This is a genomic window from Haloferula rosea, from assembly GCF_016595525.1.
In the GTDB taxonomy this organism is placed as follows: domain Bacteria; phylum Verrucomicrobiota; class Verrucomicrobiia; order Verrucomicrobiales; family Akkermansiaceae; genus Haloferula; species Haloferula rosea.
Genome location: NZ_JAENII010000007.1, coordinates 56900 through 83384 on the forward strand (window position 1 = coordinate 56900; position 26485 = coordinate 83384).

Here is a 26485-nt window from a genome sequence, read left to right on the forward strand (position 1 = left end):
GATCATTTCCCACCACCATGGCATCCCGGATCAAGCTGATCGCCATCGTCCTCATCCTGACCCTTGTGGGCGGTGGTCTGGCGGCTTACAAACACACGCAACTCGGCATTCCGCTGAAGGTAGGTGAAGAACCTGCCGAGTGGCTCGTTGAGGCGAAAGTGAGTTTCATCGCCACCGAGGAGGCGGTCACGGCGCGTCTGTCGCTGCCCGCCTCCGCGATCGAGGAGAAGACGGGTGTGGACTCGCGCTCGACCGGATACAGCTTCATGATCGAAGACCAGCTCGGTGAATACACCGCAGTCTGGTCCGCCGACAAGCGCGAGGGCAACGAGGCGCTTTACTATCGGGTTCGCTTCCCTGAGCGGGGCATCGTCAGCGGTGGGCCGATCTCGCCATCAGGCAAGCCACCCGAGCCCGATGACCCGGGAATGGCCCGGAGCATCCGGGTCGCCGCTGAAAGCATCGTCCGACGGACGAAGGAACTCTCCTCGAATCCCGACACACTGGTCGCCGGCATCTTCCGTGAACTCAACAACGACGAGCCATCCCAGGAGACCTCGTTGCTGAAGGATCACTACGAGGAATTGGTCGGGGATCGCGCCAAGATCACATTGGCGATCGACCTTTTGAAAATGTCCGGGGTGGCCGCGAGGTTGGCCTACGGCGTCCAGCTCGATGAAATCCGCGGCGCTCAGGAACCCATCCGCCTGCTTGAGTACTACGACGGAGTTTACTGGCAGGTTCGCGACCCGGAGGCACCCACTTCGGTGCTCGATCCGCGACAGATGTTTGTCTGGAACCGGGGAGGAGACCCGCTTCTCGACCTCAGTGGGGGAGAGAATTCCCAGGTCGTCTTCACGGCAACGCGCGACATGGTGCCGATGGACCAACTCACGGATCTCCGCAGCTCCGGCCTGCTGGTTTCCACCATCTTCGGTTTGCCCGCCTCGGAGCGTCAGGTTTTCCGCTACGTCGTCCTGATCCCGATCGGAGCCTTCGTCGTGGTCCTGCTGCGCAATCTGATCGGCATCGCCACACTCGGCACCTTCATGCCGGTCCTTCTGGCGATGGCCCTGCTCGAGATGGAGTTGAAGAGCGGACTCCTGATGTTCGCCATCATCGTGGGCGCGGGTCTGTGGTGCCGCTTCCTGCTTTCCCGGCTCAACCTGCTGGTCGTGCCGCGAGTGGCGGCATGCGTGGTCATCGTCACCTTGTTGATGATGCTCCTCAGCGTGGTGAGTTGGCACCTCGGAATGAGGGACGGCCTGAAAATCACCTTGTTCCCGATGATCATCCTGGCGTGGACGATTGAACGGATGTCCCTGACCTGGGAAGAAGAGGGCAAGCGGTCCGCGATCCTCCAAGTGCTTGGCTCGCTGATCGTGGCGGTCGTGGCATTCACCGTGATGGAGCAAAGGCAGGTCCGCTACCTCGCCTTCTACTTTCCCGAGCTTCTCCTCGTGCTTCTCGCCGGGATCCTGCTCCTCGGTCGCTACACCGGCTACCGCCTGAGCGAGTTGATCCGCTTCAAGAACTTCGAGCCCGTTGATTGATGAAAGGGTGGTGGCATCGCTTCATCCGCACGCCCGGCGAACTCCACGCCCTGGGAGTGGTCGGCATCAACATGCGCAACGCCCGCTTCGTGTTGCCAAACAACCCCCGTAGACTCTACGGACTTGTCGACGACAAGACCCAGACCAAGCGGATCGCCGCCGAGCGGGAGATCTCGATTCCCGAGACCTACGGCATTGTTAGTAATCCCGCGGAACTCAGGAGGGTCGAACGACTTCTTGGCGACAGGGAATCCTTCGTGATCAAACCATCACGGGGCTCGGGAGGGAAGGGGATCATGGTCATCGCCGAGAAGGATGGGGAACATTATCTCAAGCCGAGCGGGGCGCGGGTCACGATCGAGGAAATCAAACACCACCTGCAGAACATCCTCGCAGGTCTCTTCAGCCTCGGAGGACTGCGTGACAAGGCGCTGATCGAGTATCGGGTCAAGGCGGCCCGCATCATGACCGACATCAGCTTCCAAGGGGCTCCGGACATCCGGGTGGTCATGCTTCACGGCTACCCATTGATGGCCATGCTCCGGGCCGCCACGCGGGAATCCGATGGTCGATCGAATCTCCATCAAGGAGCGCTTGGCATCGGTGTCGATATCGCGACGGGCCGCACGATCCACGCGATCCACCACGGCAAGTCCGTCGAACTCCACCCGGACCTCAAGGTTCCTCTACTCGGAATACAGATTCCCGACTGGGATCACATTCTGGACATCGCCGTGACGTGTCATGAGATGACCGGGCTGGGTTACCTCGGAGTGGACCTCATGGTCGACGAGGAGAAGGGCCCCTTGATGATTGAAGTCAACGCACGTCCCGGCCTGGCCATCCAGATGGCAAACGGCGTAGGTCTCCTCAAACGCCTCGTGCCGGTCCAGCGACGAGCGAAAGAACACCCGCACGACGAACGCCGGCAGAAGATCAGTTTCTCCCGCAATACCTTTGCCTCCAAATCCGGAATACAACCGACCTCCCTCCCATGATCGAAGCGCGCAACCTTCACCGCAGTTATTCGATCGGGAAGAAGTCGATCGAAGTCCTTCATGGCATTGATCTGTCGCTGAAGAAGGGGGAATGCGCCTTTCTCTGCGGTCCGAGCGGTGCCGGCAAAACGACACTACTCTACACCCTCGCAGGATTGGAACGCCCCCAGCAGGGCTCGGTGGTAATTGACAATACCGACCTCTATTCCTTGAAGGCACGCCAACAGGCGGCGTTCCGCAACGCGAACATCGGCTACATCTTCCAGAACTATCTCCTGCTCCCCGAGCTCACCGCGCTCGAGAACGTCATGGTGCCGGGAGCCATTGGTGGCGCGAATACGAAGGAGCAGGCCGAGGCCGCGTTGGAGCGGGTCGGCCTGAGCAAACGGGGTGAGCATCTCCCCGCCGAACTCTCGGGTGGTGAGCAGCAACGTGTGGCCATCGCGCGCGCGGTGGCAAACCGCCCCGCCGTTCTTTTCGCAGACGAGCCGACAGGCAACCTCGACTCCCGCAATAGCGGTGAGATCATGGATCTGCTTCTGGGGCTCGCGCGGGAAGGGGGGACGACTCTGGCCGTGGTGACCCACGATCCGGAGTTGGCCAAAGTGGGCGATCGCCAGCTGTTGATTCGGGATGGGGCGATCGAGGAGATCGGGAGCTGAACCACCGGTTGACCAAGCTTTCCCGCAATCCTGAAATCCGCCCTTTTCCATCCGACCAGAGGGTGGCATCAACAGCGCATGTCCAACTGCCTGTTCATCCGGAACGTCCAGATCCACTCCGAAGACTCACCTGATCCCGTAACCGCCGACGTGCGGATCGAGAATGGACTCTACCGGGAAATTGGCCCCGGTCTGATGCCCCCTGAGGGCGCGAAGGTCATTGATGGGCGGGGGCGACTGTTGATGCCGGCGATGTTCGATGCGCACGTGCATTTCCGCGAACCCGGCGGAGAGGCCAAAGAGGACATTGCGAGCGGAAGTGAGGCCGCAATCAATGGCGGTGTGACCGGTGTCGTGATGATGCCGAATACCAGCCCCTCGATCGACTCCGGCACCGTCGTCAAGATGGTCCTCGACAAGGCCGCTCAGGTTTCCCGCATTCCCATCCAAACCTCCGGCTGTGTGACCAAGGACCGAGCTGGAAAAGAGCTTGCCGGCATTGACAGCATGCGGGCGCTCGGCGTGACCATGCTGACCGACGACGGGGATTCCACCGGTGACCCGGCGTTGCTCTACCGCGCGATGCAGTATGCGTGTGAGTTCGGCATGTTCTTCGCCAGCCACTGCGAAGTGCCTGAACTGGCTGGCCCACGGGCTCTCAACGACGGCCCGAAGGCCTACCAACTGGGGATCAAGGGCAGCCCGGCCTGCGCCGAAGAAATCATCATCGATCGGGACATCCGCCTCGCCCATGCCGCCGGCGCCCACCTGCACATCCAGCATGTGTCGAGCAAGCTCGGCATGGAAACCATCCAGTGGTGGAAGCAACGGGGCGACGTCAAGGTCACTGCCGAGGTGTCACCCCACCACCTGATGTTCATCGACGAGGACATCGGTGACTTCGATACCCATTACAAGATGAACCCGCCACTGCGGACCCGCGCCGACAACGAGGCGCTGCTTCAGGGACTGAAGGATGGCATCTTCGACCTCCTTGCGACGGATCACGCCCCCCATACGCCCTTCGAGAAGGCTCAGGATTTCACCGCCGCTCCGAACGGCATCACCGGACTGGAAACCGCGGTGGTCTCGATGCACGACCGATTCATCGCGCGAGGTGAACTCACCTGGGATGTGATGGTGAAACGCTACTCGGCAGAGCCTCGGAGGATGATGGGTCTGCCTGCCATTCCGGTCGAGGTCGGTGGCACCGCCGAGTTCCTGATCTTCGATCCGGAAGCCGAGACTACCTTCACGAACGAGTTCATGAAATCGAAGGCGAGCAACACGCCATTCCTCGATAAAACCCTGAAGGGCCGGATTGACCTCGTCGCCCGCGAAGGCGAGATCCTCCTCGAGCGGTAGGAGAGCCGGCGTTCCCCGAGGGAATGGAGATACGATCTCGGATCTCCGCCGCCCACGCGCCACAAAAAACAGGCACAGGGAACTCCCTGTGCCTGAATGAGAATCAGTTCCGCACCGGAACCGATGAGCAGCCGGAGCCGGGCCGTCTAGACCTTGGCAATCGCCTTCTCGGTGGCGGCATCGATGATCGAGAAGCGCTCACGGTGGAGGGCCGGATCCGACCGGAAGATGAGGCGTCCGGAGTGCTGACGCTCCAGTTCCACAAGGATGCGGCTGTCCTCGGTCTTGAACCGGTTCAAGACATCCGGATTCACCACCACGATCAAGTCACCCTCGTTGTTTTCACGCTGCTTGTTGATCACTGCGACCAGCTTCCGCTGGATCTCGACGCTCATGGTCATTGTCGTCTTCACCCGGCCCTTGCCCTGGCAATACGGGCACGGCTCGAACATGGTGTCGCGCAGACTCTCGTTGAGGCGCTGACGCGTCATCTCCATCAGGCCGATGGACGAGATCTGCAGTACTTGCGTCTTCGCCTTGTCGCGGCGAAGGCGTTCCTTCATCGCCTTGTAGACCGTCTGCTGGTCCCGGCGGTGGCGCATGTCGATCAGGTCCACCACGACGAGTCCACCGATATTCCGCAAGCGGAGTTGCCGGGCCACCTCTTCGGCGGCTTCGATGTTCGTCTGCAGGATCATCTTATCGACATCCTTCGAGCCCCGGTTCCGGCCGGTGTTGACGTCGATCGCGATCAGGGCCTCGGTTTCATCGATGACGATGTAGCCGCCGCACTTCAACCAAACCTGGCGGGAGAACGCTTCATCGATCTGCTTCTGTAGGTTGAGGCTCTCGAAGATCGGCTTCTGGGTCGGCAGGTGGTGGATGCGCCGTTTGGCCCTGCGTGAAACCTTGCCGGCAACCTCACGCACGAACTCCGCGGTCTCGGGACTATCACAAATCACCTGATCCACTTCGTCGGTGAGGAAGTCACGCGCGGTGCGTTCGATCAGGCCGGGCTCGCGGAAGGCGCAAACCGGGGCGGGGCGGGAGTCACGCTGTTCCTCCACGCCTTCCCATTGCTCGAGGAGCATGGCCAGATCGCGGACGAAGTGACGGGCGCGGGTTCCTTGGGCGACGGTCCGCATGATGATTCCCATGCCCTCAGGCACGGACAGACGCTGCATGATCTTGCGGAGTCGGGCACGCTCCTTCGGATCGTCGATCTTCCGCGAGATACCGAACTGCTCGGTGTAGGGCATCAGCACCAGGTAGCGTCCGGCGAGTGAGATGTTGGTCGTGACCCGTGGCCCCTTGGTGCCGATCGGCCCCTTCGAAACCTGGATCATGATTTCGGAGCCCACTGGATAGATGCTCGGAATGTCCTTCGAACTGATCTTCTTCTGCTTGCGGGGCTTGTTGCCACGCTTGATTTCCTCGATCCCTGAATCGAGGGCTGCCGGGATGGCGTCCCAGAAGTGGAGGAAGGCATTTTTATCCAGGCCGATGTCCACGAACATGGCTTTCAGGCCCTGCTCGATGTTCTTCACACGACCCTTGAAGATGCCTCCGACAATGTTGTCGTCGCCTTCGCGTTCGACCGTGTATTCCTCGAGGAGACCGTCTTCGAGCAGGGCGACCCGGCGCTCGAGCTTCTCGACGTTGATGATGAGTGTATTGCCTTCCTTCGGGCTGGGTTTCCCCACTCCTAAGATGCGTTTGATTTTTTTAATCATGAATTTGGTAAGCTAAGAGGTTTATGGGTCCTCGACGGGGATGGCACGTGGAATCACGGATCCTTCCTCATCAATTTCCGGGGTGATGGTTGGTTCTGGGGTGATGGGGGTCTCGACAGGCATGGTCACGGCGGGTTGCACATTGACCGGGTCACCTGCTTCGTCTCCCGTTTCGCCGACATCCGTGGTCTCGATTGCTGCGAGGACATCCTCGGGCAGCTCGATTTCTTCGATCGGATCACGATTGCCGTAGAAAGGTTCAAGCGGGGCAAGCGGAAGCCGCATGCCGTCGTCGCGGGCCAGCAGCCCACGTAGAATCAGATGAACGAGGGGGCCGCACACCTTGCCGCCCGACTTGCCGTTCTGAACGAGGACGACCACGGCATACCGCGGCTCGTCATAGGGAGCGAAAGCGACCGTCCAGGAATTGTGCGACCGCTTTCCGTCATCCGCGGTCTGGGCGGTTCCGGTCTTCGCCGCGACTTCAACGTCGGGAATCTTGGCCCGTCCGGCGGTGCCACCGGGTTGGTTCACGGCCATCCACATGCCCTTGCGGATCAGCTCGAGATCGGCCGGCTTCACTCCCTCCTTGATCAGGTCCACCCGAAGCTTCGGACGATCCTCGACCAGAACGGTGCCGTTCTCCATGACCGCCTTCTTGACGATACGAGGTTGATAGTAGCGACCTCCATTGGCAATGCAGGCAACCATCGCGCACAGCTGAAGCGGAGTCGCCAGCGAATCACCCTGACCGATGGACAGCTGCGCGACGTCACCGGGAGTCAGGGAGCGCCCGCGGTTCGCCTGCTTCCATGCACGCGTGCCGGGGATGCGTCCCGCACCCTCATTGGGGATCTCCACGCCAGTCGGCTGGCCGAAGCCGAGCATGGTCAAACCGCTGACAAGCCGATCACTGCCCATTGTGTTGCCCAGCTTGTAGAAGTACGGGTTGCAGGAGCGCTGAAGGGCCTCCGACAGACCGAGCGTTCCATGCCTGCCACGCTTCATGTTCCACAGCCAGCAGGCAGGCTTGTAGTTGCCGTAGGACACGAAGCCTTCACATGAAAAACTCCGTTGGGCCAGACCATTGAGTGCGCCCGCGGTGGCCGTTGCCAGCTTGAAGGTCGATCCCGGAGCGAAGCCCGAGGTCCCGCGATCCGTGAAGGGGGAACTCGGGTTCGCACGGTAGTCCGCATAGACCTGCGCTGCGATGCTTGGAATGAAATCGTTCGGATCGTAATCCGGAACCGAGGCCATCGCCAGCACCTCTCCCGTCCTCACATCCATGACCACACCCGCGGCACGTCCGGTGCGACGCAGCACCTTCGAAACCAGATACTGCACCGGAGCATCGAGCGTCAGGGTCACATCGGCTCCGACCTTCGGCTCACGGTAATCGATCATGCCGGTGATCTTCCCCTTGTCGTTCTTGACGAGGGTCCGACTTCCTTCAGGGCCGCGGAGCAAGGGGTCCAGGGTCGCCTCGAGCCCCATCTTGCCTTTCTCCTCGCCGATGTAGTGGTTGAACCTCCGACGGGCATCGTCGGGAATGTCGCCTTTCTCCCACTGCTGGGTGTAGCCGATGATGTGGGACGCAAGCGCCTCATAGGGATACTCGCGCTGGGGTCTGACATCGAGATACACGCCAGGCACCTCCACGTTGTGCTCCGCCAAACGAGCAAATTGTTCGTAATTCAGGTCCGTGTTGTAGGAGAAGGGGACGAGGCCGCGATGCGTGATGAAATGGGTCCGCATCGCGTTGGCGCTGTAGTTCTTCGCCACATCCAGTTCTGCCAGCTTGGGAATGATCCACGTGTTGACGATTCGGGCGATATCCGTTTCCTGACCGAGACGGGGCATGCCCTGCTCGTTCGTCAGCACGTCGCGCTTCGCATCCTGCTCGTGCTGGCGGCGGTAGCTCTTGTGGATTTCCTCGAGGTCGAAATAGACTTCGTAGTTGCGGCGGTTTCTGGCGAGCTCGATGCCGTTCCGGTCCTTGATGGCGCCGCGGATTCCGGGCTCACGGACGGTCACCTCCCGGTCACCGGGAACCAGCTCCTGATAGTAGGTCCGCTGGGTGATCTGGAAATCATACAAACGGCTCAGCAACGCGCCGAAACCGAACAGCACCAGCGCCGTGAGAAGAAAGATTCGAATACCTGGCTTGGGATCCATTGAGGAATCAGACGGCCTGCGCCCTGGTTGCCCCGCGCTTCAATCCATCTAACCGAATGGTGTAGTTGCTCCATTCCGCGATACGAAAGAGGAGCCAGAAGACGAGTGGTGAGAAGATCGTGGTCAGCCCGGAGGTGAAGACGATCTTGAACAAGGTTCCGCGACTGAAGGTAAAGCCTCCACGCACGAAGTTGATGAGTAAATACTCTGTCAGGAGATAAAGAAAGACCGAGACTCCGGTCAGGATGGTGGATACCTGCCAGCGCCCCTGACGGAACAGTGGCTGGATACCCTGCATGATGAATCCCATGACTCCGTAAAGGAGGATGGAATATCCGAAGCGCAAGGCCTCGACCGGACGGGTATACACTTCGGGATCACCCCCATGGGGACCCAGCGTGCTTTCCGCGTCGGTGAGGAATCCGCAGACGAAGGCGAGGCCCAGCATGAGAGGGGTTGGCAAGGTCACGGCACCGCACAGGAAAACCAGCGGCACGAGGAGCATCCTCGAGCCATTGAGCACCGTGAGTGCCGGCAGGAATTGCTGCACCACCACGGCCAACAGCACCAGGATCAGAAGACACAAGGTGTAGCGGATCATGGGTTGTCCTCCTGGGGGGTGAGCACGAAAACCGTGCCGAGGTTCTGGAAATCCACCGAAGGCCGCACCAATGCCTCGGTGGCAAGTGGGCCTGAGATCACCTGCGCGATCGAACCCAGCAGCAGGTCCGATGGAAACACACCGCCGCGCCCGGTCGAGAAGACCCGCATGCCTTCGCGGATCCGTGCATCGCGTGAAAGAAAGCGCAACCGCAGCATCGGTTCACCGCCGACCTGCTCGCGCTGACCCTGCAGGATTCCCGCCTCGGGTGTGCCTTCGACCTTGGCTGAGACCTGGCAGGCCTCGTCCGTGAGAAGCACGACGGTCGAGCGATGGCTTCCGAGTCGGTCGACCTTGCCGACCAGACCGCGGTCGGTCACCACGGTGTAGGCCGTGGCAATGCCGGATTGGTCACCGCGATCGATCTCCATGGTCTGCCACCAGGTCGTCGGTTGACGCCGGGTCACCCGAGCGGCGACCACGTCGAACTGGGTTCGTTCCTGGAAATCCAGTGCCCGGCGCAAGCTCGCATTCTCCGCCTCCACCGTGCGGAATTGAGCTTCGATCAGACGTAGCCGATTGAAGTCGGTCCGCATCGCTTCGATTTCCGCCTCAAGCACTTTCGAGTGCTCGACTTCATCAAGGAACGCACGTGACCGCTTCTCCAGTTCCGAGCCGACGCTCAGGAAAGGTGAAATCGAGCGGTAGTAGGTCGCCTGAATGTCGCGCACCGTTGGTTCACTCCGCGTCAATGCCCACGTCGCTCCTGCGAGAAACAGGAGGAGAGCGAGCAAATTGAGCGGTTTCATCGCAGGAAGTGGCGATGGAGATTCCGGACAATCAACGTGATGGGCGGGTCACCTGCTTCAACACATCCAGTTCCTGGAGCATCTTGCCGGTTCCCTCAGCCACAGCACTCAGCGGGTCTTCCGCCACGTGGACCGGGAGCCCGGTCTCTTCACGCAGCAGACGATCCAATCCGCGGAGCAGGGCACCTCCGCCGGCGAGGACCATGCCGCGGTCGACGAGGTCGGCGGCAAGTTCGGGAGGGCAGCGCTCAAGGGTCGTGCGCACTGCATCGACGATGGTCGACAGCGGATCCGCCATCGCTTCACGAACCTCCTGCGAGGTGATGGTGATGGTTTTCGGAAGACCGGCAACGAGGTCGCGCCCCTTCACATCCATGGTCATTTCCTTGGCAATCGGGGCTGCCGATCCGAGCCGGATCTTGATGTCCTCGGCGGTGCGTTCGCCAATCATCAGGTTGTAGGCCCGTTTCATGTAGGAAACGATGGCCTCATCGATCTCATCGCCCGCGGTCCGGACGGAGCGCGCGTAAACGATGCCACCGAGTGAAATCAAGGCCACCTCGGTGGTCCCGCCACCGATGTCCACGATCATGTTGCCCGAAGCATCCAGCACGGGCAGGCCGACGCCGATGGCGGCAGCCATGGGTTCCTCCACGATGTGGACGATGCTGGCACCGGCCTGCTCGGCGGATTCCGAAACCGCCCGGCGTTCCACCTCAGTGATGCCCGAAGGAACGGCGATCACGACCTGGGGATTGCCACGGCGACGGTTGTTCGCCTTGCGAATGAAATGCCGCAGCATGGCCTCAGTGACCTGGAAGTCGGCGATCACGCCATCCTTCAGCGGCCGAATGGCGACGATGCTGCCCGGCGTGCGACCCAACATGCGTTTGGCGTCGTCTCCGACGGCCAAAACCTCATTGGTGCCGGCTTTGACGGCAACCACGGAGGGCTCGCGAAGGACAATGCCCTGATCCTTGACGTTGACGAGGGTGTTGGCTGTGCCGAGGTCAATACCGATATCGTTGGAAAACCATTTTCCGAAGAACTTAGAAAACATTATGAAGGTGAAAGAGTTACGAAGATGCTCTGAGCGATTGGCCAGCCTCTTGAATCCGTGAATTCACGAGCTGGCAGACGAAAAAAAATCCCCCTCCCGAGATCTCCGGGAGAGGGGCGAAAATATGTCCGCGATGGCCCTCGAGGGTCAAGCGGGAATAAGGGCTGAATCCATGATCCCTAGAGGGTTCTGACGGAGGAGCAGATCGTCGGATTCAGACGACGACCGCCGGTTGGTGACGCCTGAGAAACTCCTCGGCCATTTCCCGGTAGGCCCGGGCCCCCAATCCGGCGGGGTCATGCTCGAAAATCGTCTTCGCGTGGCTGGGCGCCTCACCGATCCGGATGGTCCGTGGAATCACGGTGTCGTAGAGCTGATCAGGGAAGTAGTTCCTCACCTCCTCGACGACCTGACGGGCGAGATTGGTGCGCCCATCGAACATGGTCATGACGATACCTTCCAAGGTCAGCCCTGGATTCGCGCCGGAATCCCGGATCTGCTCGATCACGTGCACGATCTTCGCAAGCCCCTCGAGACCGAACCATTCGCACTGGAGGGGAATCAGAATTTCATCCGCCGCCGCCAAGGCCGAGGTCATCAGCACCCCGAGCGATGGGGGAGTGTCGAGGATGCAGTAGTCGAACAGATCGTTCGGCTTGAGCCCCTGCAGATGCTGCCGGAGGCGGACGAGGTGGTCGTCGCTACGGGCAAGTTCGATCTCCACGCCCGCGAGGTCCATGTGGGAGGGGATCAGCGACAAACGCTCACGGCCAGAGTCGCGGATCTTGTCCCTGACGTCCGCTTCGCCGAGCAGGGCAGGGTAGACCGAATCCTCGCCTTCGCACTCGATGCCGAGACCGCTGGTGGTGTTCGCCTGCGGGTCCAAATCGATGAGCAGCACTCGTTCGCCCTGCAGGGCCAGGGCTGCTGACAGATTCAGGGCGGTCGTGGTTTTTCCCACGCCTCCTTTTTGGTTACCGATGGCGACTACTTTCATCTCAAACGCGGAGCGGGCACTGACTCTCCCGATCGAAAGGCGGGGTGGCAAACAAAACTGCCGTGAATCTTTTCTCGCACCACCCGGAAAGTCAGGCGAAACAGTCGGGCACGTGAGCGACTGGGACGAGACAAGACTTCGCAGCGAAGTCTCATGGCAGGCATTCAAGGAAGGAAAGTCGTTGCTGGAAAGGGGTCGCGTCCAGGGACTGAAGCTCGGCGAGGATCTGGCCACCGCCCAGTTCATGGTCGGCAAGCGACGCCTTCGGACGGTTGTCCGCACCGGAACCCAACTGGATGTGGAATGCCAATGCCGCGAGAACCGATCCACCGGTGAAGTGTGTGCGCATGCCGTGGCAGTGGTTCTCGCGGGTCTCGGCATGGCGGAAACCGAGACGCCCGAAACCGAAACCGTCACCACGCCTCATGGTGAGAACCTCGCCTGCGCCATCGAGTTTCCCCCGGGATTCGAGAGAGGTCTGGCGGTCGGACGTTTGAGCGTGAAGCTCGATCGCGTCGGCCCGGGCGAAGGCGTGGCCGATGCGGTGCTCTCCCAATGGATTGCGGCCAACCACCCGAACCCGTCGTTCCCATGCCACCTGAACACAGGCGGCAGCCTAACAGCCGAACTATTGGACGCCCTGCGGGATCACCCTCGACTCACGGACTCGAAAGGAAATCCGCTGCGTATCGCGACCGACTCCATGCCACCGGTCAAACTTGCCGGATCATCCCTCAGGGGAACCCGCGTCCACCTTGAGTTGGAGAATCCGCCCACTCCGATTCGCTGGGGCTACGGACTGGGCTGGATGAGTGGAGCGCTTCTTGGCCGAGCACCAGTTGCAGAAGTTCCCGTTGCGTGGCGGGACGAGGCATTCGACCTACTGCAAGAAGGAAGCCTCGATCTTCCCCTGGATGAGTTCATCGGCGGTATCGACTCCTGGATGGATCTACTACAGGCACCGCATGTCGGCTGGCTCGGCGAGATCCGCTTCCGCCAGCGCACCGCAAGAGTCGAGTTGAGCCTTGAGGGGTCGCTGAATGCACTCGATGCGGAAGTCCGCATCGATACAGGCAAAGGAACCGCTGTTCACGACCCGGAAACGAACACGATCTTCACCACCGACCGGACCGCGGCCGACCGTGTCGCCCGGAGGATGACCCAACTCGGATTCTCAAAGTCGGGCTCGGGCTACACACTGCGCGACAAGCCAGCCATCCTTTCCTTCCTCGCAGACGATCGTCACCGCTTGGGGGAGGAATGGACCGTGAAACTGGGTGATCGGCTGAGCCACGTCATCAAATCGCTCCACGTCATTCGTCCCAACTTCGACTTCGGCCCTCAGGAATCGTTGAGCTGCGAACTCTCGTTCCAGACCGACGGCGGCAAGGTCATTCCGCGAGCAAAAGTGCTGGAGATTCTTCGCTCCGGTCGCGATAGCGTGAAAACAAAGAGCGGCGCGGAGATTGTCGTCAGCAAGCAGGTCGCCACTGAAGTGGAACCGCTTCTTGCCGATCTTGGCATCGTCCGACCCGAGGGACGCCTCCAACTCACCCGTGCCCAACAGGAATGCCTGCGGATCGCTGCCGGCAAACCCGGAGTGGGGGACCTTCCACGAAAGACCCCAGGCTCTCTCGGTCCGGCAACCCTGCGCGACTACCAGGTGTTCGGTGCCGACTGGATTCTCGACCGTATCGACCAATTCGGTGGCGCCCTCCTCGCCGATGAAATGGGACTGGGGAAAACGATTCAGACCATCGCCTGCCTGACACGACTGAAGGGTGGCGCACGCCAGCCCAGCCTGATCCTCATGCCCACCAGCCTGATCGGGAACTGGGCGGATGAGCTGTCCCGATTCACCCCCGAGTTGAAGGTCGTGGTTCTCCATGGACCGAAACGGGATGCACTGAGACCTCAGGTCGACGAGTCGGTCGTCGTCATTACCAGCTATGGCACCATGGTGCGCGACCTCGCGTTTCACCTCGCTCAGGACTACTCGTTGGTGGTGGCGGATGAGGCCAGCCTGCTGCGGAATCCCGACAGCGAGATCTCGCGCTCGGTCGCCAAGCTCAAACCCGGGGGCCGACTCGCACTGACAGGCACTCCGGTGGAGAACCGATTGCTCGACCTCTGGTCGATCTTCCGCGTCGTGGCCCCCGGCTACCTCGGAGCGAAAGATGAATTCCTCAGCCGATACGAGCAGGGAGACGCCGCGGAAACCCGCAGGCTGCGCACACGCATCTCACCCTACGTCCTCAGAAGAACGAAGACCGAAGTTGCCAAGGATCTACCGGAGCGAATCGAGACCGACCAGTGGCTTGAACTCGGGGATGGGGCCCGCGCGCTTTACCGTGAGATCGCCACCGCTGGCGTCCACCAATGGGAATCTCTCCAGGATGAAGGGAAACAGGGAGCCGCCAGCATGCACCTGCTCACGACCTTGCTTCGGCTACGCCAAATTTGTCTGGATCCAGCACTCGTCACGGACCTCGAGGAATCGGCCGTCAGCGCGAAAACCCACTGGCTTGGTGAATACCTAGATTCCCGCGCGATAGAACATTGCAAAACGTTGGTATTCAGTCAATTCCCTAGCTATTTACGAAAACTGGAAACCGAAAAACTCGGTCAGGCCGGGAGGATTTTCCGGCTCGATGGCAGCACCAGGAACGGCACCGCACTGGTCAACGAGTTCCAAAAACACGAGGGGCCTGCCGTTTTCCTCATCAGTCTGAAAGCGGGCGGATACGGCCTCAATCTGACGGCCGCAGATGCAGTCGTTCATATGGATCCGTGGTGGAATCCAGCCGTCGAAGCCCAGGCCAGCGACCGCGCCCACCGGATCGGACAATCCAGACCGGTCAGCATCCATCGCTTGCTGATCCGGGATTCGGTTGAGGAACGCGTGCGGAAGCTCCAGCTGGCCAAGCAAGCCATGATTTCGCAAATCACCGAGGACGAAACGCCATCAAACTGGTCCAACGACGATCTCAGAAGCTTGATCGAACTTTAGGCACGATCCGGCAAGCACAGGGTGGCGGCTTAGTGCACGACAGCAGAAGCGGAAGACGAAGTTTGGGAAGCTCGGCGACCTAGCGGACTGACACGCGGTCGGGAGAGCTCGGCAAAGTCCCATGCGAATCCCAAACCGAATCATGGAAAGACAGGGAACAACACCCCGTCCGAGACCACCTATTTCGATTCCGCATTACATACATTGTAACAAGTAATGCTTTAGACCAGTAGTGAGCCGCGACCATGCTGGATTCCGGCCTCGGAGGCCCCAATCGAAGCTATGGGACCAATTTGGCAGCTGTGGCAGGATCAAGATTGAACTGCCCGGATTCGAAGCCCTTCACAGGCTGACCCTCCTTGATGAGATACTCATAGGCGATGATCGGCTTCACTCCTTCGATCTCGGACATCAGGTATACCCGGATCGCCATGGCCTCCTTGCCCGTGCTGCCCTCAAGTGGCTTCGCCGTGAACGTCACTTCGTTGCGGCCATCCTTCGCGCCACCCAGAACGATCTCAGCCTCCTTGGCATTGGCGAAGCGATGGCGGCTGACTCGGTTGATCTGCAGCTGGACCTCCCGCCCCGGACAGAACACGTAGGCCTTTGCGATGTACTTCGCAGGCGGCACAAGCGCAGGCGTGGGTGGAATCTGTCCGGTAGCCTGGCATTCCGGGGTTTCCTTGAAATAGCGAGGATTGCCAGCTGCGAGCTCTTTTCGCACCTCCGGCAAGGCGGCCAGATTCACAAAATCAGCCCGGTCGTAGGTCCAGCGCCCGCGTTCCGATACAAATGAGAGAACGAGCACATTTTCGGTCGGCGCTCCACCAACGCCGAAATTGACTGCACCGAAATAGCCGACTTTCGCCGTCGGCCCCTTTTGCGACAGATGCATGATCCGTAAACCCTGCAGACTTGGTGGCGGCGCAGGCAATTCGAACACCGCGGCTGGAAACGGACGTTTTTCGGAAACCAGACGGTTCTGAACTTCCCGTCGACGATAATCAGCCGTCAACGCCTGCCACTGCCGGGCATCGCGTTTGATCACCGCTTCGCGCCAGGCCTGATAGGTTTTGGTCAGTTGCTGTCCGAGAGCCGCCTGATCGGCCAGCGAAGGGATCGAAGCGGCCAGGAACAGCGCCGCGGAAAGAATGCGTGTCGTCATTGCGGAAAACGATTGGACAAGTTGGCCTGAGAAACAAGACTCTCCTTCGTTCTCCCCATCCATGTCCCTGCTTTCGAAAGTACCCCTCCTTGGCCAGGAACGCCAACGTGAGATGATGAAGTCAGCCACACCGCTGACCTATCTGGAAACTCCGGAGGGTCCGGTGCAGGCGCATTTCTTCGTCCCACACGATTTTTCGCTCGAGCGCCAATGGCCGCTGATCGTCTTTTTCCACGGTGGGTTCTGGGACACGGCCATGCCCACGCAATTCGTGCCCCAATGCCTGCATTTCGCGACTCGCGGAGCCATGGCCGTTGTCGTCGAAACGCGACTCGAGTCCACTCATCGCACCGGCCCGATGGAGGCAATGGAAGATGTGAAGGTCTTTCTCGCCTGGCTTGCCGAGCATTCCGAACGCCTCGGAATCGACCTCGACCGGATAGTTTTCAGCGGCGCATCCGGCGGCGCCTTCCTCGCCCTTGAGCAGGTCCTGCCCAAACCTGGAAAGAACGACCCGGCCCCGCCCATCAGCCCGAAGGCGCTGGTTTTGTTCAGTTCACTCCTCGACACCACGCCTTCCCAATTCGCCAAGCGTTTTCCTGATGGAAAGACGGCCCGGAAGCATTGTCCGCTCCGGCAGATGCGCCGCAAACTCCCGCCGATGATGCTTTGCCATGGCAAATCCGACCGCGTCACCCCCTTCGAGGACGCCCGGAAATTCGTCAAAGGCCTGAAGTGGCGTGGGAATCAGGTGGAATTGCTGGAATTCGAGCGAGCAGAGCACTCCTTCTTCAATTTCAACGTGTCCGAGTTGCACTACGAACTGACCCTCAAGGCCGCCGACCATTTCCTCGTCGGCTTGGATCTGCTCGAGCCGGACGAGTTGGCAGACCTGTAAATCCCCTGCCCATCCGGCTGAAATCCTGCCGGATGCCGAGACTGCCAAGTCGTGTTGCAGGCACAATTCCTGCTTGGCACTGCCACCACCCTGCATTTTAGTCCCTGCCCCGTGGCGGAAGACCGCCAGACAACGATTGAGCGCGGCGCCGCGGGACGAAGTTTTTCCGTTATTATTGCTGCGATGAATCGATTTTACCACCCGTCCACTCCGCTTGTTCCCGGCTCGATGCACTCCCTGTCCGAGGAGCGCGACAACTGTGGCATGGGCGCCATCGCCCAAATCGAGGGCAAGCGCAGTTCACAGGTGCTGGAATACGCACTCCACTCGGTGTGCAACATGACCCACCGGGGCGCTGTGGATGCCGACATGAAGACGGGTGACGGCTCAGGAATTCTGTCCCAGATCCCCTACCCGCTCTTCCGCAAGGTGGTGGCTTCTCTGGGAGGTAGCCTCGAGGACGACTCGGACCTCGCCGTTGCTGTCTTCTTCCTTCCCGAAAGTGACGCTGCCGCCGCCAAGTCGATCAAGGAGCTTGCCGAATCGGTCGTCACCGAGCGTGGCATCGACATCATTGGCTGGCGCGAGGTCCCGGTGGATCCTGACGCACTCGGCAAGATCGCCCTGCGTTCGCAGCCACAAATCGAGCACCTGCTCCTGAAGAAGCCGGCAGGCTGGGATGGCGACCACTTCGAACGTCAGCTTTTCCTCTGCCGACGGAAGATCGAGATCGAGACCTCCGAAGTCCCGTCATTCTACATGCCGTCCTTCTCCAGTCGCCTCATCTCCTACAAGGGACTCGCGATGCCTGCCGCGCTCCGCGGATTCTACAAGGACCTTCAGGATTCCGACTTCGAAACATCGATCGCACTCTATCACCAGCGCTTCTCGACCAATACCTTCCCGGCCTGGCCGCTTGGTCAGCCGTTCCGGATGATGTGCCACAACGGTGAGATCAACACCGTCGAAGGCAACCGCAACTGGCTCTCGAGCCGCGAGGATTACTTTGAATCCGAAGTCTGGGGCGACGACCTCGCACTTCTCAAGAACCTCACGAGCCACAACGAGTCGGACTCGTGCTCGCTCGACCACGCCCTCGAAGTTCTCGTCCTGTCCGGGCGTTCTCTCGAGCATGCCATGTGCATGCTCGTCCCTCCCGCATTCTCGCACGACGAGGACATCTCGGAAGACCTCAAGGCATTCTATCAGTTCAACCGCTCCTTCTCGGAGCCGTGGGATGGCCCCGCCGGCTTGGTTTACACCGACGGCGTGAAGCTCTGCGCTTCACTCGATCGGAACGGCCTGCGTCCGTCGCGCTACAAGCTGACCGACGACGGCATCCTCTACATCGGATCGGAGGCCGGCGCGGTCGTCCTCGACGACGCCAAGGTCATCAGCAAGGGCAGGCTCGGTCCGGGGCAGATGCTTTCCGTCGACACCCGCACCGGCAAGTTCATGGCGGACCGCGAGGTCAAGGAGGCGCTTGCCAAACAGAAGCCATACCGCCGCTGGATCGACGAGAACCGACTCGAGCTTCGTCGCTTCGTATCGCCGGACCCCCACACGCCGGACGTTGATTTCGACGCGCTCGAGCTTTCCCGCCAGCAGGTGTCACACGGCATTTCCCTCGAGGAACTCGACATGGTGTTCCCGCCCATGATCAAGGGCGCCCAGGAAGCCGTGTTCTCGATGGGCGACGACATCCCCCTCGCCTTCCTGTCCACCTACCCACGACTACTCTTCACGTACTTCAAACAGCGCTTCGCCCAGGTGACCAACCCGCCGATCGACCCGATCCGTGAGTGGGCCGTGATGAGCCTTTCCGCCGGACTTGGCCCTGAACTCAACTGGCTTGAGGAAACCCCGGAGCACGCACGCATCGTGCAACTCCAGTCCGCGATCCTGTTCGAGCACCAACTCGAGCGGATCCAATATCTCGAAGAAGAAGGTTTCCCGTCCAAAACCCTCGACATCACGTGGGATGCCGCCAGCGGAACCAACGGCATGAAGGCTCGCCTCGATGAGCTGTGCGATGAAGCCGTACAAGCGGTCGATGGCGGTGTGAACATCCTCATTCTTTCCGACCGCGCCACCAGCAAGGACCGGGTCGCCATCCCATCGATGCTGGCAACCGGCACGGTTCATCACCACCTGATCCGCGAGCGCAAGCGCCTCAAGGCATCGCTCGTGCTCGAGACGGGTGAAGTCCGTGACACCCACCAGTTGGCCTGCGTCTTCGGCGTCGGAGCCACCGCGGTGTGCCCCTACCTCGGCTTTGCCACCGTTCGCCAACTCGTCGCAGCGGATGAGGGCAAGAACAAGCTCGGTGAAGGCATCTCACCTGAGAAGGCCATGAGCAACTACCGCAAGGCCCTCGAGAAAGGACTGCTCAAGATCATGTCGAAGATGGGGATTTCCGTCCTCAACTCCTACCAAGGTGCCCAGATCTTCGAGGCCATCGGCGTCGGCAAGGAGGTCATCGAGTCATCGTTCACCGGCATGCAGTCGAAAATCGGTGGAGTGGGTTTCGGCGAAATCGCCCATGAGTCCCTGAACCGCCACAAGGCGGCATTCTCCACCGAGGTCCCCGAGGGTGAGACCCTCAATCTCGGTGATCCGGGATACAACCGATTCCGGAAGGCGGGCGAGCGTCACGCCCTCACCACCGAGGTCATCAAGAATTTCCACACCTACGTGAAAGGCGGAAACAAGGAGGACTACGACGATTACGTCAAAGCCACCCTTGAAACGAACCCGATGGCCATCCGCGACCTATTCAAGTTCGTGCCGTCATCCAGCGGTCCCGTGCCGATCGACGAAGTCGAGTCGGTCGAAGACATTTGCCGCCGCTTCACCACCGCCGCCATGTCGCTCGGCGCCCTCTCGCCCGAGGCCCACGAGACCCTGGCGATCGCAATGAACAAGCTGGGTGCCAAGTCCGACTCCGGAGAAGGCGGCGAGGATGTGAAGCGCTTCAAGCCGTATCCGAATGGCGACATGGCGCGGTCATGGATCAAGCAGATTGCCTCCGGTCGCTTCGGGGTGTCCGCCTACTACCTGGTCAACGCCGATGAACTCGAGATCAAGATGGCCCAGGGAGCCAAGCCGGGTGAAGGCGGCCAACTACCCGGACACAAGGTCAACGGCCTGATCGCACGCCTGCGGAACACCCAACCGGGTGTCCAACTCATCTCGCCTCCACCTCACCACGATATTTATAGTATTGAGGATCTCGCCCAGCTCATCCACGACTTGAAGGAAGTGAATCCGCGGGCACGTGTCACCGTGAAACTGGTGGCTGAAACGGGCGTGGGCACGATCGCCTCCGGGGTGGCCAAGGCCGACGCCGACACGATCCTCATCTCCGGTCACGACGGAGGCACGGCCGCATCCCCCTTGTCCTCGACCAAGCACGCGGGCTCCCCTTGGGAACTCGGACTTTCCGAAGCCCAGCAAACCCTGCTGATCAACAACCTCCGCAACCGCGTGACCGTGCGCACCGACGGTGGACTCCGCACTGGTCGCGACATCGTCACCGCCGCCATCCTGGGTGCCGAGGAATACAACTTCGGAACCATTGCGATGATCGCCATGGGCTGTGTCTATGTGCGCAAGTGCCACCTCAACAACTGCCCGGTCGGCGTTGCCACAACGGATCCGAAGTGGCGTTCCAAGTTCAAGGGAACACCCGAGATGGTGATCAACTTCCTCAAGGGTGTCGCCCAGGAAGCCCGGGAAATCATGGCAGACCTCGGGGTTCGCAACCTGAACGAATTGATCGGTCGACCTGAGTTCCTCGCCCAACGCGAGGTGCCGGATCACCCGAAGGCAAACACCGTGGACCTCTCCCCCGTGCTCAAGGATGTGGCTGCAGCCCTCGCCGAGCAACAGGGTGTCGACGAATCAAGTGTGGTTCGCCATCGGACGGCCGAGCGCAACGACGGCATCTCGAAGCCAGCCCTCGACCTGCAGATTCTTGCCGATCTCAAGAAGGCCCTCGATGTCGACCCGGATGCGGTGCCATCCACGATCGAATACGGCGCCGACTCCATCGATGAGAAAACCGTCGAAGCCATCAAGCTTCTCCCGGATCGCGCTGCAGTTTCGCTCAGCTACGACGTGGTCAACACCGACCGGAATATCGCTACGCGTCTCTCGGGTCGCATCGCTGAAGTCCATGGGAACCATGGATTCAATGGGTCCACCGCGATCACGCTCAATCTTCGTGGCACGGCCGGTCAGTCACTCGGTTGCTTCCTCGTCTCCGGGGTCAAGATCGACCTCGTTGGCGAAGCAAACGACTACGTCGGCAAAGGCATGGCCGCCGGCGAAATCGTGGTTCGCCCACCAGCCGACGCGAAATTCGAGGCCGCGAAAAATGCGATCGCAGGCAATACCTGCCTCTACGGAGCGACCGGAGGCCGATTGTTCCTCAACGGGCGTGCCGGTGAGCGCTTCTGCGTGCGGAACTCGGGTGCGGTTGCCGTGGTGGAAGGCGTCGGTGATCACGGTTGCGAATACATGACCAACGGGACGGTCGCCATCCTCGGCAAGACCGGCAAGAACTTCGGAGCCGGCATGTCAGGCGGCACCGCCTACGTGTACGACGTCGATGGTCGTTTCTACTCCCGCGTGAATCCTGAGATGGTGATCGCCTTGAAGATTCAGCGCGCTCAGGACATCGAGGAATTGAAGGGGCTGATCGAAGACCACGTCGCTCAGACCGGCAGCCCCCACGGCAAGGCGCTGCTTGAAAACTGGTCGGAGAACTCCGGCAAGTTCGTCCGGGTCATCCCGAAGGAACGCGCCGCCCTGGAAGCCGCCGAAGAAGAACACGAGTCCGCGGCCGAGCCAACCGGCTCGAAATAAGAGACCAACTTGCGGACAGCGGGAAATTCAGGGGCGGTGGTTCTCGGGCCACCACTCCCTGAGTTCTCGTCCGTCAGGCGTCTCGAAGGCTTTCCGACCACATACGGTTGCCGGTCACTCCCTCGAATCCGCCTGGAGACTCATCAATTCTTGCCAAAAGCCCGACGGGCTCCTATCCCCCATCCCACCATGGCCAGCACGCCCGTAATCAACCTCCGCCGCGGTCACGCGGTCCGCCACAACGGCGACGTTTGTGTCGTCATCGCTCACGAACTCAAGACCCCTCCACGCATGGCTTCCTACGTGCAGATGTCGGTTCGCAGCGTGGCCTCGAAGAAGGTTTCCAATCTGCGCCTTACCTCGAACGATTCGATGGATTCCGTGATGCTGGAACGCGTGCCCCACGAGTATTCCTACAAGGATGCGGAAGGTCATCATTTCCTCAACAGCGAGACCTACGACGACGTGGTTGTGCCCGGCGAAATCATTGACTCCTGCAAGGATTATCTCATCGAAGGACAGGAATACACCCTGCTCTTCGCAGATGGTGTGGTGGCCGACATTGAATTGCCGCAATCCATGGAAATGACCGTGGCTGAGGCCCCGGAAGGCGTGAAAGGCGACTCCGCCAACAACTCCAACAAGACCGTGACGATGGAGACCGGCCTCGTGATCCAGGCCCCACTTTTCATCAATCCCGGCGATCGCCTGCAGATCAAGACGGAAGACGGGTCCTACATGGGGCGCGCCTGAAGCAAGATCTGCACAGTAGTCTGCCAATTTCCCCCGAGTTCTGGGCCGTTGAACCGAATCACCGTCGATTTCGTCCGACTTTGTGAAATTTTTCACAAAGGGCACTTGCCGCTCGTGGGGGGGCTTTTCATATTCCCCGCGCGTGGGGTCAAACCCCTGCCAATTTGTGCGCCATGAGCGATACCGCCTCCACTGCTGAAGCCAAACTGCCTAAGGACCTCGCTGCCGAAAAGGGCCTCGTCAATGTGCAGATCGACGGGATCTGGCGACAAGTTCCCAAGGGGACCCGGATGATCGAGGCCTGCCGCCAGTTCGGCGTCGAGGTGCCTCACTATTGCTATCACCCGAAGCTCAGTTCTCCCGGCAACTGCCGGATGTGTCTTGTCCAGATGGGCATGCCACCCCGTCCCACTCCCGGGCAGGACCCGACCTTCGATGACGAGGGCTACCAGCCCATCGGTTGGATGCCCCGCCCGGTCATCGCCTGTGCCAACACGGTGGCCGAAAACATGGGCATCCGTACCGGTGGCGAGCTCGTGGAGGGAGTCCGCAAGGGCGTGATGGAGTTCCTGCTCATCAACCACCCGCTCGATTGTCCAATCTGCGACCAGGCTGGCGAGTGCCGCCTGCAGGAGTTCTCGGTGGGCCATGGCCGGTTCTCATCGCGCTTCATCGACATGAAGGTCAAGAAGCCGAAGAACGTCGAGATCGGTCCGCGCATCCGTCTCGATGACGAACGCTGCATCATGTGCAGCCGCTGCATCCGCTTCATGGACGAGGTCGCCGACGACCCCGTGCTCGGCTTCACCCAGCGTGGCACCTACACGACTCTGACGGTTCACCCGAACCGTGAACTCGATTCAAACTACTCCCTCAACACCGCGGACATCTGCCCGGTGGGCGCGCTGACCAGCAACGATTTCCGTTTCCAGATGCGGGTGTGGTTCCTCAAGGAGACGCAGACGATCGACGTCAACTGCGGAACCGGAGCCAACATCACCGTGTGGACCCGGGAAGATAAGGTTTATCGCATCACCCCCCGTCAGAATGACGACGTGAACTCCTGCTGGATGCCGGATTCCCACCGTCTCAATTTCCACTACATCGACTCACCCGAGCGCCTCACCGAACCAATGGTGAAAGCGGAAGGGAAACATCAGCCCGCGTCGTGGTCCGATGCCCTCGCCCAAGTCGCTGACTCACTCAAGGCCCACGCGGCATCCGAAATCGCCATCGTCGCATCGGCAAGGCTCACCAACGAGGAACTCCACCTGGCCAAGGCGCTGGCGGACCAGATCGGCACCGAGCATCTGACCACCGTGCCCCGTGATGCGGAGAGCGATGGCATCCTGATTTCCGCTGATCGCAACCCGAATACCACGGGAAGCAAGCTGGTTTGGCGCCGGGCGGATCCAGCATTCCGACTCGAGTCGATTCGCGACGGAGTCCGCGACGGATCAATCAAGGTCGTCCTCTCATTGGGTGAAGACCTCACCGCCGAAGCAGGGTTCTCCACCGAGGACCTTGAAAAACTCGACTTCCTCGCATCCATCCAGCTGCTCGCAGGCGCCACAGCCGAAGCCAGCGACGTCGTCCTGCCAGGCGCTGCCTTCACTGAGAAGCGCGGATCCATGGTGAATGTGACCGGACGCATCCAGCGCCTCAACCGGGCGCTTGAACCGCGCGGACTGGCACGCGACGACTGGGAAGTCCTCCGCGACATCACGGCGAGCTTCAAGGGTGAGTCCGGAATGAGCGCCGACTACCCGCAGATGATCGAGGACGTCTTCTCCGCCATGCGCGAGGAGGTCAGCGAATTCGAAGGCCTCACCCTGAGCAAGATCGGTGACCTCGGGGTTTCCGTGACCGAAACCGGTGTCACCATCCCACTCTTGGAAAACGAACGAGCCCGCAAGGCAGCGGGTGAGATCGTCGGCTAATCCTTCAGCCCTGCATTCATGGAAATTCTCATTCCTCTTCTGATCATTCTCGCCAAGATCGTGGGGCTCACCTTCATGGTGGTCCTTCCCTTGGTGCCGGTCTGCGTCTACTTTGAACGACGCTTCTCCGCGGTCATCCAGGACCGGGTGGGCCCGAACCGGGTCGGAATCCCCCTGACGCTGTTCGGCGGCAAGAAGGACATCCCCCTCTTCGGCATTGTCCAGCCCGTCGCCGATGCCGTGAAACTCCTGCTCAAGGAGGACTTCACACCCACCAACGTCCGCACCGCCTTCTACTGGCTGGCACCGGCACTCACCATCGTTCCTTCTCTGGTGACGGTCTGTGTGATCCCCTTCGGATCGCCACTCACGGTGAATGGTGAGGAAATCAAGTTGGTCATCGCCGATCTGGACGTCGGCCCACTGTTCATCTTCGCGGTTTCATCACTGACCGTTTACGGCATCACCCTCGCCGGCTGGTCCTCGAATTCCAAGTATCCGTTCATCGGCGGCGTCCGCTCGACCGCCCAGATGATCTCCTACGAGATCTGCCTCGGGCTCTCGATCATTCCGGTGCTGATGTGGTATGGCGACCTGAACCTGTCGAACATCGTCGAGCACCAATCCAAGAACGGTTGGTTGCTCCTGCCCTTCTGGGGCGAGTCGGCCCCATGGAATAACGGAGGCGACTACACAGCCTGGTTGTTCTGGTTCCCGGCGGTCATCGCCTTCCTCATCTTCACCATCTCCATTTTTGCGGAGACCAACCGTATGCCGTTCGACCTTCCCGAATGTGAGACGGAATTGGTCGGTGGTTACCACACCGAGTATTCCTCGATGAAATTTGCCATGTTCTTCATGGGTGAATACGCCGCCATGGTGATTGGCTCGGCATTGATCGTGACCCTGTTCCTCGGAGGCTGGTCACTGGGCCCGTCATTCGATCAATGGTCCGCCGGACTCGAGATCGGATCCGTGGGAATCGGCGGTCTGCTCGGCCTCGCGGTCTTCATGGCGAAACTCATCGTCTTCATCCTGTTCTTCATCCTCGTTCGCTGGACGGTCCCCCGTTTCCGCTACGACCAACTCATGCGCCTCGGATGGATCATCTTTTTCGAAGTGGCACTCATCAATGTCTTCCTTGGAGCACTTGTGATCGCCGCACCTCACCTCGGTATCGTGATCACGCTCGTCGGCGCCGTTCTTCTGGCCGCCGTCTCCTCCGCCCTGATCTGGGTCCTCAAGGTCTCCGATAAAAGGGAGGACCCCAACACCGGTCTTCTGGCCTCAAACTAACTGAATTCATGGCAGTCGTTAAAGTCAAACGCCCGGACCTCAATGCAGGCGAAAAGCTCTTCCTCGGAGCGATCGTCAAAGGGTTCTTCATCACGATGAGGCACGCTTTTGATTCGCTCCGCGGGAAAACCCGTGGCGCGGACGAAATGGCGTCATCGGGCCTGGGTGCCACCATGCAGTATCCCGAGCAACGCTGGGACGAGCACATGCCCGAATACTACCGTGGAGCCCCCGCGCTCGTGACCGACGAGCAGGACCGGGAACGCTGTGTCTCCTGCCAGCTCTGCGAATTCATCTGCCCTCCGAAGGCCATCAAGATCGTTCCGGGTGAAATCCCGTCGGACGATGCCTGGGCCAAGGTCGAGAAGAGACCTCAGGAGTTCGACATCGACATGACCCGCTGCATCTACTGCGGCATGTGCGAGGAAGTCTGCCCTGAGCAGGCGATCTACCTGAGAAAGGACTATCTGATCAGCGGCCTGAACCGCAAGGAGATGGTCCACGACAAGAAGAAGCTCTACGAGATCGGCGGAAAACGCGTCGGGCTCGTGAACAAGTGGAATGAATTGAAGTGATCCACTCAGGCAGCAGCCGCTCCAAC

General features: G+C 60.4%; 18 protein-coding genes. 11 read left to right on the forward strand and 7 right to left on the reverse strand.

Annotated elements, in window-relative coordinates; translation table 11 throughout:
- Nucleotides 1-17: 17 nt before the first annotated feature.
- The 4 genes from JIN81_RS10295 to JIN81_RS10310 all read left to right on the forward strand — a co-directional run bounded on the left by JIN81_RS10295 (nucleotide 18) and on the right by JIN81_RS10310 (nucleotide 4578).
- Nucleotides 18-1553, forward strand: a complete 1536-nt coding sequence (locus tag JIN81_RS10295) for a UUP1 family membrane protein (protein WP_200278864.1) — start codon at nucleotides 18-20, stop codon at nucleotides 1551-1553.
- Nucleotides 1553-2551: an alpha-L-glutamate ligase-like protein gene (locus JIN81_RS10300; protein WP_200278865.1), complete on the forward strand. Its 999-nt coding sequence runs from the start codon at nucleotides 1553-1555 to the stop codon at nucleotides 2549-2551. The genes JIN81_RS10295 and JIN81_RS10300 overlap by 1 nt, the downstream gene beginning before the upstream one ends.
- Nucleotides 2548-3213 carry an ABC transporter ATP-binding protein gene (locus JIN81_RS10305; protein ID WP_200278866.1) on the forward strand — a complete coding sequence of 222 codons (666 nt, stop codon included), beginning with the start codon at nucleotides 2548-2550 and terminating at the stop codon, nucleotides 3211-3213. Before JIN81_RS10300 ends, JIN81_RS10305 begins: the two co-directional genes overlap by 4 nt.
- Nucleotides 3214-3291: 78 nt before the next feature.
- A complete protein-coding gene (locus tag JIN81_RS10310; RefSeq protein ID WP_200278867.1) occupies nucleotides 3292-4578 on the forward strand; it encodes a dihydroorotase in 1287 nt (428 codons plus the stop codon).
- 146 nt (nucleotides 4579-4724) lie between these two features.
- Here JIN81_RS10310 and JIN81_RS10315 read toward each other — a convergent pair whose 3' ends face one another.
- The 6 genes from JIN81_RS10315 to JIN81_RS10340 all read right to left on the reverse strand — a co-directional run bounded on the left by JIN81_RS10315 (nucleotide 4725) and on the right by JIN81_RS10340 (nucleotide 11953).
- Complete coding sequence (locus JIN81_RS10315; RefSeq protein WP_200278868.1) at nucleotides 4725-6311, reverse strand: Rne/Rng family ribonuclease; 1587 nt, start codon at nucleotides 6309-6311, stop codon at nucleotides 4725-4727.
- A 21-nt stretch (nucleotides 6312-6332) separates the two neighbouring features.
- On the reverse strand, nucleotides 6333-8486 hold the full coding sequence (gene mrdA, locus JIN81_RS10320) for a penicillin-binding protein 2 (RefSeq protein ID WP_200278869.1): 2154 nt from the start codon (nucleotides 8484-8486) through the stop codon (nucleotides 6333-6335).
- Between the two features lie 7 nt (nucleotides 8487-8493).
- Nucleotides 8494-9087, reverse strand: a complete 594-nt coding sequence (locus JIN81_RS10325; RefSeq protein ID WP_200278870.1) for a hypothetical protein — start codon at nucleotides 9085-9087, stop codon at nucleotides 8494-8496.
- Nucleotides 9084-9896, reverse strand: coding sequence for a rod shape-determining protein MreC (gene mreC / locus JIN81_RS10330; RefSeq protein ID WP_200278871.1), 813 nt, complete (start codon nucleotides 9894-9896; stop codon nucleotides 9084-9086). Before mreC ends, JIN81_RS10325 begins: the two co-directional genes overlap by 4 nt.
- Before the next feature lie 31 nt (nucleotides 9897-9927).
- Nucleotides 9928-10956 carry a rod shape-determining protein gene (locus JIN81_RS10335; protein ID WP_200278872.1) on the reverse strand — a complete coding sequence of 343 codons (1029 nt, stop codon included), beginning with the start codon at nucleotides 10954-10956 and terminating at the stop codon, nucleotides 9928-9930.
- Nucleotides 10957-11170: 214 nt separating this feature from the next.
- Nucleotides 11171-11953: a ParA family protein gene (locus tag JIN81_RS10340; RefSeq protein ID WP_200278873.1), complete on the reverse strand. Its 783-nt coding sequence runs from the start codon at nucleotides 11951-11953 to the stop codon at nucleotides 11171-11173.
- A gap of 112 nt (nucleotides 11954-12065) precedes the next feature.
- Here JIN81_RS10340 and JIN81_RS19470 point away from each other — a divergent pair, with 112 nt between their 5' ends.
- The gene (locus tag JIN81_RS19470) at nucleotides 12066-14963 is read left to right on the forward strand and encodes a DEAD/DEAH box helicase (protein ID WP_200278874.1); all 2898 of its coding nucleotides are present in this window, start codon (nucleotides 12066-12068) and stop codon (nucleotides 14961-14963) included.
- Nucleotides 14964-15243: 280 nt separating this feature from the next.
- Here the strand turns inward: JIN81_RS19470 and JIN81_RS10350 are convergent, their stop codons facing one another.
- The gene (locus JIN81_RS10350) at nucleotides 15244-16128 is read right to left on the reverse strand and encodes a hypothetical protein (RefSeq protein WP_200278875.1); all 885 of its coding nucleotides are present in this window, start codon (nucleotides 16126-16128) and stop codon (nucleotides 15244-15246) included.
- Between the two features lie 61 nt (nucleotides 16129-16189).
- On the opposite strand from JIN81_RS10350, the gene JIN81_RS10355 reads away from it, so the two are divergent.
- The 6 genes from JIN81_RS10355 to JIN81_RS10380 all read left to right on the forward strand — a co-directional run bounded on the left by JIN81_RS10355 (nucleotide 16190) and on the right by JIN81_RS10380 (nucleotide 26459).
- The gene (locus JIN81_RS10355; RefSeq protein WP_200278876.1) at nucleotides 16190-17026 is read left to right on the forward strand and encodes an alpha/beta hydrolase; all 837 of its coding nucleotides are present in this window, start codon (nucleotides 16190-16192) and stop codon (nucleotides 17024-17026) included.
- A 183-nt stretch (nucleotides 17027-17209) separates the two neighbouring features.
- Nucleotides 17210-21895, forward strand: a complete 4686-nt coding sequence (gene gltB / locus JIN81_RS10360) for a glutamate synthase large subunit (RefSeq protein ID WP_200278877.1) — start codon at nucleotides 17210-17212, stop codon at nucleotides 21893-21895.
- A gap of 189 nt (nucleotides 21896-22084) precedes the next feature.
- Nucleotides 22085-22648 (forward strand): elongation factor P, encoded by a 564-nt coding sequence (locus JIN81_RS10365; protein ID WP_200278878.1) that lies wholly within the window; start codon nucleotides 22085-22087, stop codon nucleotides 22646-22648.
- Between the two features lie 173 nt (nucleotides 22649-22821).
- Nucleotides 22822-24588: an NADH-quinone oxidoreductase subunit G gene (locus tag JIN81_RS10370; RefSeq protein ID WP_200278879.1), complete on the forward strand. Its 1767-nt coding sequence runs from the start codon at nucleotides 22822-22824 to the stop codon at nucleotides 24586-24588.
- A gap of 18 nt (nucleotides 24589-24606) precedes the next feature.
- Nucleotides 24607-25884 (forward strand): complex I subunit 1/NuoH family protein, encoded by a 1278-nt coding sequence (locus tag JIN81_RS10375; protein ID WP_200278880.1) that lies wholly within the window; start codon nucleotides 24607-24609, stop codon nucleotides 25882-25884.
- Between the two features lie 8 nt (nucleotides 25885-25892).
- Nucleotides 25893-26459, forward strand: coding sequence for a NuoI/complex I 23 kDa subunit family protein (locus tag JIN81_RS10380; protein ID WP_200278881.1), 567 nt, complete (start codon nucleotides 25893-25895; stop codon nucleotides 26457-26459).
- Nucleotides 26460-26485: the final 26 nt, after the last annotated feature.

Bases quoted from the DNA above. Each gene is read 5' to 3' on its own strand.
- JIN81_RS10295 (WP_200278864.1), top strand. From the start codon at position 18: ATGGCATCCCGGATCAAGCTGATCGCCATCGTCCTCATCCTGACCCTT.
- JIN81_RS10300 (WP_200278865.1), top strand. From the start codon at position 1,553: ATGAAAGGGTGGTGGCATCGCTTCATCCGCACGCCCGGCGAACTCCAC.
- JIN81_RS10305 (WP_200278866.1), top strand. From the start codon at position 2,548: ATGATCGAAGCGCGCAACCTTCACCGCAGTTATTCGATCGGGAAGAAG.
- JIN81_RS10310 (WP_200278867.1), top strand. From the start codon at position 3,292: ATGTCCAACTGCCTGTTCATCCGGAACGTCCAGATCCACTCCGAAGAC.
- JIN81_RS10315 (WP_200278868.1), bottom strand. From the start codon at position 6,311: ATGATTAAAAAAATCAAACGCATCTTAGGAGTGGGGAAACCCAGCCCG.
- mrdA (WP_200278869.1), bottom strand. From the start codon at position 8,486: ATGGATCCCAAGCCAGGTATTCGAATCTTTCTTCTCACGGCGCTGGTG.
- JIN81_RS10325 (WP_200278870.1), bottom strand. From the start codon at position 9,087: ATGATCCGCTACACCTTGTGTCTTCTGATCCTGGTGCTGTTGGCCGTG.
- mreC (WP_200278871.1), bottom strand. From the start codon at position 9,896: ATGAAACCGCTCAATTTGCTCGCTCTCCTCCTGTTTCTCGCAGGAGCG.
- JIN81_RS10335 (WP_200278872.1), bottom strand. From the start codon at position 10,956: ATGTTTTCTAAGTTCTTCGGAAAATGGTTTTCCAACGATATCGGTATT.
- JIN81_RS10340 (WP_200278873.1), bottom strand. From the start codon at position 11,953: ATGAAAGTAGTCGCCATCGGTAACCAAAAAGGAGGCGTGGGAAAAACC.
- JIN81_RS10350 (WP_200278875.1), bottom strand. From the start codon at position 16,128: ATGACGACACGCATTCTTTCCGCGGCGCTGTTCCTGGCCGCTTCGATC.
- JIN81_RS10355 (WP_200278876.1), top strand. From the start codon at position 16,190: ATGTCCCTGCTTTCGAAAGTACCCCTCCTTGGCCAGGAACGCCAACGT.
- gltB (WP_200278877.1), top strand. From the start codon at position 17,210: ATGAATCGATTTTACCACCCGTCCACTCCGCTTGTTCCCGGCTCGATG.
- JIN81_RS10365 (WP_200278878.1), top strand. From the start codon at position 22,085: ATGGCCAGCACGCCCGTAATCAACCTCCGCCGCGGTCACGCGGTCCGC.
- JIN81_RS10370 (WP_200278879.1), top strand. From the start codon at position 22,822: ATGAGCGATACCGCCTCCACTGCTGAAGCCAAACTGCCTAAGGACCTC.
- JIN81_RS10375 (WP_200278880.1), top strand. From the start codon at position 24,607: ATGGAAATTCTCATTCCTCTTCTGATCATTCTCGCCAAGATCGTGGGG.
- JIN81_RS10380 (WP_200278881.1), top strand. From the start codon at position 25,893: ATGGCAGTCGTTAAAGTCAAACGCCCGGACCTCAATGCAGGCGAAAAG.